This window comes from Lancefieldella parvula (genome assembly GCF_963530955.1).
Taxonomy (GTDB): Bacteria; Actinomycetota; Coriobacteriia; order Coriobacteriales; family Atopobiaceae; genus Lancefieldella; species Lancefieldella parvula_A.
The window spans coordinates 1-6,564 of record NZ_CAUSFQ010000080.1 but is presented as its reverse complement, the minus strand read 5'-3'; the positions used below and the strand labels follow the sequence as shown (position 1 = coordinate 6,564).

At 48.2% G+C, this 6,564-nt stretch carries 6 protein-coding genes and 1 riboswitch; all 6 genes read left to right on the top strand.

What is annotated here, in order from left to right:
* Positions 1-1,800, top strand: a 1,800-nt coding sequence (locus RWJ43_RS05570) for a Cna B-type domain-containing protein (protein ID WP_314008785.1), incomplete at its 5' end; no start/stop codon positions are given.
* Between the two features lie 225 nt (positions 1,801-2,025).
* Positions 2,026-2,790 carry an aminoglycoside phosphotransferase family protein gene (locus RWJ43_RS05565; RefSeq protein ID WP_314008788.1) on the top strand — a complete coding sequence of 255 codons (765 nt, stop codon included), beginning with the start codon at positions 2,026-2,028 and terminating at the stop codon, positions 2,788-2,790.
* 100 nt (positions 2,791-2,890) lie between these two features.
* On the top strand, positions 2,891-3,532 hold the full coding sequence (locus RWJ43_RS05560) for a sugar O-acetyltransferase (protein ID WP_314008782.1): 642 nt from the start codon (positions 2,891-2,893) through the stop codon (positions 3,530-3,532).
* An 84-nt stretch (positions 3,533-3,616) separates the two neighbouring features.
* Positions 3,617-3,728: riboswitch (TPP riboswitch) on the top strand.
* A 21-nt stretch (positions 3,729-3,749) separates the two neighbouring features.
* The gene (locus tag RWJ43_RS05555) at positions 3,750-4,523 is read left to right on the top strand and encodes an ABC transporter permease (protein ID WP_314008781.1); all 774 of its coding nucleotides are present in this window, start codon (positions 3,750-3,752) and stop codon (positions 4,521-4,523) included.
* Positions 4,524-4,610: 87 nt separating this feature from the next.
* Entirely contained in the window at positions 4,611-5,612 is a 1,002-nt protein-coding gene (locus RWJ43_RS05550) for an ABC transporter substrate-binding protein (RefSeq protein ID WP_314008778.1), read from the top strand.
* Positions 5,596-6,492 carry an ATP-binding cassette domain-containing protein gene (locus tag RWJ43_RS05545; RefSeq protein ID WP_314008775.1) on the top strand — a complete coding sequence of 299 codons (897 nt, stop codon included), beginning with the start codon at positions 5,596-5,598 and terminating at the stop codon, positions 6,490-6,492. The genes RWJ43_RS05550 and RWJ43_RS05545 overlap by 17 nt, the downstream gene beginning before the upstream one ends.
* Positions 6,493-6,564: the final 72 nt, after the last annotated feature.

The window sequence follows — 6,564 nt, the reverse complement described above, 5'->3', positions numbered from 1 at the left end:
GATGCTTCTTCTACCATTAATTCTTCTGGTGGTCTGATGCTCTATGCCTTGGATCCAAACGGTGAGACAACAACAGCCACTATGGGTGGTGGATATATCACTAACAATAAGGCTGTTGAAGGTGCAGGCGTCTACATTTACGCAGGTAATCCTCAGTTTGGTGATTCTAAGTCAAAGGCAGACTTTACCTTCAACGGTGGCTCTATTACTAATAATGTTGCTTCTGAGTCCGGTGGTGGTATCTACGTAATCTGGAACGGCAACGTTGTTATGAATAACGGCATCATCAAGAACAACACTGCTGGCATTGCTGGCGGTGGCGTTGCTACCTACGACCAGTTTGTTGGTGTTGTTGGTGGTCAGAAGGTTCCTTATTCCAGGGTTGGTGCTCCATGGAATAACTGGCCAAACATTTATCGCGCTGGCTTCGCCATGAATGGTGGCTCTATTGACGGAAACAAGGTCACTAGTAATGGCACCAACCAGCTTGGCGATAAGGGTGTTGGTGCTGGTATTTATGTTGCATCTGCTAATGTAACCCTTAATGCTGGTGAAATTATCAATAACACTGCAAATGACCAGGGCGGCGCAGTTTACGTTGCTTCTGTTCCTTATGTTGTCCACATTAATAACGCACTTATTAAGAACAACACCGCAACTGTTATTGGTGGTGGTGCTTGGTTCTGCCCAACTGGTGTAGCTGAATTCCACTCCAAAAATGGCGTAGCATTCTTCAACAACACCGCAAATGGTGCTGGTGATGAGATTGCAACCGTTCGCGGTGCAGGTGAATCTGCCGGTGCAACCATTTCTGATTATATGCTTGGTGGTGCCTCTGCACACTGGACCAAGGATGGCGCGGTTACCATCAACCTTCCTTCAATCCTTGGTGAAGCTGATCCAGCTGCTGCACGTCATACTACTGAAGAAGTAAGCAATATCGTTAACAATACCGATATGCTTGCTCTTGAGTCTAATCTTCGTTATAGCTCTATCGCTGCAGCACAGAATAAGGCTCAGCTGATTATTTCTGGAAATACTGCACAGCGTGGTGGTGGTATTGGCTCCAACGGTACCGTTATTACTGGTGAAGAGGGTACTCAGGATGTAACCGTTAAGAAGGTTTGGGATACTTCTGCAAACCCAGATGCAGTTATTCCAGAGACGCTTACTGTTTATCTAAAGGCAGATGGATATGTTGTTGACTCCGTTGAGCTTTCTGCAGCAAACAACTGGGAGCATACATTCCACGGTCTTCCTGATAACGTAACTTTGAGCTTTACAGAAGGAACCGTAGTCGGTTGGACTGCTCAGACTCCTGAGGTTAATGGTAACGTTACTACCCTGACCAATAAGGCCGACGCTCCCGTGACTCGTGATGTCCCAGTAACCAAGGTTTGGAACGGTACAAAGAAGGATTCTGTAACCGTTCACCTGCTTGCTGATGGTGTTGACACTGGTCAGACCCTTGTCCTTTCTGAGGCAAACAATTGGACCGGTTCGTTTGTTGGTGTAAATCTTTACGCAGCAGATAATCACGTCATTGCTTACACCGTTTCTGAGGATGTTATCGAGGGTTACACTTCTGAGATAACTGGTGATATGGCTAATGGCTTTACCATTACCAACACCGAGACTCCAGTTACTCCAACTCCAACTCCAGAGAAGCCTGGTAAGAAGCGTAAGCATCGCACGCCTGATACTGGTGACGCAAGCGTTGTAGCTATGGTTGCTTTTGCAACAGTTGGTGCTGGCTTTGTTGGTGTTGGAGCATATGCTCGTACTCGTAAAGAGCAGTAAGCAACACACATACACTTAGTATGCAGATCCCCCGCTTTTATAAAAAGCGGGGGATCTTTGTCAGAAGGACGATTCCTTGTTTTAACTGGAGATGTTTACGTTCACCGAATTTGCCAACCGTTTAACCAATAAGAGTGTTCTTCTCGCCAGGAGAGATTAGAGAAGAACGACAATACTACTAGGTGGAGAGTGAGTATCTGCATGAGTACCTTATTGGAGGTTGTTATGGAGCTCAAAGCTGATAAAAAGGTAATTGTCGAGCGTAATAACAAGGTTGTGTATGACAACGGAGACACAGTCGTTAAGGTGTTCAGCGGAAGCAAACCTTCTGCTGATATTATGAATGAGGCTTTAAACCTTACTCGTGCTGAGCAGGCCGGCATCAACGTTCCATCTCTTGTAGAGATTAGTAAAGTTGGTAATTGCTGGGCTGTTTCAACCAGAAAAGTTGAAGGTAAAACAATTAGGCAGCTTATTGAGGAGCATCCAGAAAAAAAGGACGAGTATCTCAATAAGTTTGTCGATATTGAGCTGGCTATTCATGCTCATAAGGCACCGCTTCTTACTCGTCAAAAAGACAAGTTCACCCGAATGATTAACAGCATTCCAGACATCCTTGATGAGGCCACAAGGTATGAGCTTCTGCTTAAGCTTGATGGTATGAAGCCTCACACTAAAGTCTGTCATGGAGACTTTGTTCCTTCCAATGTTATTCTCGCCGAGGATGGCACTCCTGTAATTCTTGACTGGGCTCATGCAACACAGGGCAATGGTGCAGCAGACTGCGCTACAACTTATCTGCACCTGCTTCTTCATGGTGATGAGGAACTTGCCGAGAAGTACATCAATCTTTATTGCACCAAGCAAGGCTGCACTCGTCAGTATGTAAACGAATGGCTTGGCATTGTTGCTGCAGCAGAGCTTGCTCGCGGTCGTGTAAAAGAAACAGAGTTCCTGCTTAAGTGGGTAAATGTTTTTGATGCAATGTAGTTGGTTACAAGAACTTTAAACTAACTGAGAAGAGCCTCGTCAGGGGCTCTTCTTTTATTACACTTCTTGTCATTACATAAAGAGACACAAGGAGTTAGTCATGTACGATGTTGATCCAAAGCAGACTACCGCAAAGTCAGAAAATAAGAAATCAAAGCTTGAGCGCATGAGCGCTGGTGAGTGGTGTGGTGGTGAAGCTGACGCAGAACAAAGCGCAGCTTTTTGGCGCGCTAAGGATCTTGCCTGGGAGTTCAATCAGACCCGCCCAAGTGATAAAGAAAAGTGTCGTCAGATTTTGACCGAACTTCTCGGCGAACTGGGAGAGGGAAGCGCAGCAGTTTCTCCTTTTAATGTTGACTATGGCTTCAACATCAAAATTGGCCCACATAGCTTTATCAACCACGGTGCATACTTGATGGATTGTGCGCCTATCACTTTTGGTGCTCATAGTTTTGTGGGCCCACAGTTTAAGGCGTACACCGTTCAACACCCTCTAGATGCTGAGGAGAGAAATGCTTGGTATGAGCGAGCATTGCCTATCACGGTGGGAGATAACTGCTGGTTTGGCGGAAATGTGACGGTGCTTCCTGGCGTAACTATCGGAAATAACTGTGTAGTTGGTGCTAATAGTCTGGTTACTAAAGATATTCCAGACAATTCTCTTGTTGTTGGTTCTCCCGCAAAGGTCGTACGTCAAATTACCGAGGCAGATAAGCTGGGACTTAAGGAGCTTCTGGGCTAGTCCGTTGGGCTAAGATCACGTGGCTTCGGGGCATTGTTTAACTATTTATTTGATGTTAGAGGAGTCCGCGCTAGTCCGCGCTATAATAAATGTACGGGGAGCTAGGAAATAGCCTGGCTGAGAGGCAGCACCTCATGCTGCGACCCATTAACCTGATCTGGGTAATGCCAGCGTAGGGAGTCAATGCCATCCTTACGCACTACAAGAAGGAGGGCATATGAAAAAACTTTCTCAGTTTGCGCTGCAAGCCATATCCCTTACTTCTTTTCTTGTGCTTTGGCAGCTTGTTATTGTTGCAGGAATTATTCCAAATTATCTTGTGCCAACACCTGTTCAGGTTGTATTTGCACTGGTCAAGGACTTTCAGCTTCTTATGACACATACAGGGATTACACTTCTAGAATCCCTTGTTGGTCTGGCTATTGGAGTGCTTATTGGCTTTGCGCTTGCGGTTCTTATGGACTTCTTCAAAACGCTGGACAAGCTGCTTTCTCCACTTGTTACTATCTCGCAGACTATTCCTATTGTGACTATCGCACCGCTTCTGGTGCTTTGGCTGGGTTATGGCCTTTTGCCAAAGATTGTTCTTGTGGCCATTTCAACGTTTTTCCCCATTACCGTGGCGTTGAACTCGGCATTTAAATCAATTGATCCCGATATGGTTGACCTGATGACCACCATGGGAGCTAGTCGTGTGCAGATTTTTTGGCACGTCAAGTTGGCTGCTGCTGCACCACAGTTTTTCTCGGGACTCAAAATGAGCGTGACCTACGCCGTAATTGGCGCAGTAATTGCAGAATGGCTGGGAGGCGACGCTGGACTGGGAGTGTATATGACGCGCGTCAGAAAGGCGTTTGCGTACGACAGGATGTTTGCGGCAATCGTGGTAGTGTCTGCGCTGTCGCTGGTGTTGATGAAGCTCGTGGAACTTGTCCAAAAGCGTGCACTTCCTTGGGATACCTCTCAGGATGCCAAAGAATCTGCACGATAACTTTGACGGAACTCAAAGAAAGAAGTGATTACGCGCATGAACGCATTTAATCGCAAGGGTATAACAAGAAAAGGCTTTCTAACTGCGATGGGTTTCTCGACAGCAGGACTTTGCACAGGTTGCTCGCTTGAGCAGCCGTCGGCTCCATCCAACGCAAACAAGAGTGCTGGGCAGAATTCCAGCGGTACCACAGAGATTACGTTTGCTCTGGACTACACTCCTAACACCAACCACACCGGCATTTATGTGGCTCAGGAGAAGGGCTACTTTGACGAGGTCGGCCTCAAGGTAACTATTCAGCAGCCACCTGCTGACGGCGCCGATGCGCTGATTGGTGCCGGCGGCGCTCAGATGGGCGTTACCTACCAGGACTATATTGCTAACAGCCTCTCGTCTTCTAATCCGCTGCCATATACTGCGGTGGCCGCTATCATTCAGCACAATCTTTCGGGCATTATGAGCCGTGAAGAGGATCACATTGTTCGTCCACGTGACCTTAATGATCGTACCTACGCAACGTGGAATCTCCCTGTTGAGCAGGCTACTATCAGGTCAGTTATGGAGTCTGATGGAGGAGATCCCTCCACGCTTAAAATGGTACCTTATGAGGTAGATGATGAGGTATCTGGACTAAAAGCAAAGATGTTTGATGCTGTTTGGGTGTATGAGCAGTGGGCTGTTCAAAACGCTCGTGTTCAGAACTTTGCGTACAACTACTTTGCGTTTGCAGCTATTGATCAGAATTTTGACTACTACACGCCAGTTATCGCAGTAAATGATGGCTTTGCAAAAGAGAATCCAGACGCTGTTAAGGCCTTCTTAAGCGCTACCAGAAAAGGTTATGAGTTCTGCGTCTCTAACCCAGACGAGGCAGCAGAAATTCTACTCAAAGCTGTTCCAGAACTTGACGCTGACCTGGTTAAAGCTTCTCAGAAGTTCTTGGCTGCCAAATACATTGACGACGCCGAGAAGTGGGGCGTCATTGATTCTGCCCGTTGGCAGCGTTTCTACACCTGGCTCAATAACCAGCAGCTGCTAGAGAATAAGATTGACCCATCCGCAGGATTTACTAGTGAGTACCTTGGATAAGAAGCTTATTGACATAACAGAAGGTGCTGCTATGGACGCTTCTGGCGAGAAAAGCCTAGGAGCTGCACCTGCATGCGAGCCACAACAGGACGTGCCAGCACTTGAGGCGCGCAATCTTATGCTGGTTTGGGGAAACGGTCAGGTAGTTGCTCAGGATATCTCGATTGAGCTGCAACCTGGCACCATTACCTGCTTGGTTGGTCGCTCAGGCTGCGGCAAGACAACACTGCTCCATGCGCTTGCAGGACTTCTGCAGCCGAGACAGGGCATGGTACTGCTGCATGGCTCTGACGTCACAGGGCATCCGGGACACATTGGCTACATGCTCCAGAAGGATTTGCTCATCCCAAGCAAGCGCATCATCGATAACATAGCGCTTCCACTTGAGCTGAAGGGCGTCTTGCGCTCTGAGGCACGCGCACGAGCCCAGGAGATGCTGGAACGCGGTGGACTTGAGCGCGTGGCACAAAGCTGGCCTCACGAGCTCTCAGGCGGCATGAGGCAGCGTGTTGCGTTCCTGCGCACAGCGCTCATTGGCTCAGACATTATGCTGCTGGACGAGCCCTTCTCGGCACTTGATGCCCTCACACGGCGAGAAATGCGTACGTGGCTCATGTCTTCCGTGAAGGAGTTTGGCCTCTCGGCACTGGTGATCACGCACGACGTTGATGAGGCGGTTGCCATGGCTTCTCGCATTTACGTAATGGCGGGCAGTCCCGCGCAGGGTGTGGTAACCAAGATTGTGGGCGTTGTTGAGCCGCAAGGCTGCGCCGATGCGGTGTCGGAGGCAGGTTCTGCTCAAGCTACTGACCTGGCATCGTTTGACTTGAGCGCAGAGTTTTTAGCTGCCAAGCGAGAAGTGCTTTCGTTGCTGGGATAGTTATCCTTTACGAGCGCTGTGAACTGCCTCCCATTTCTTATGTCCAAGAAACGGGAGGCTGTTTATATGCGG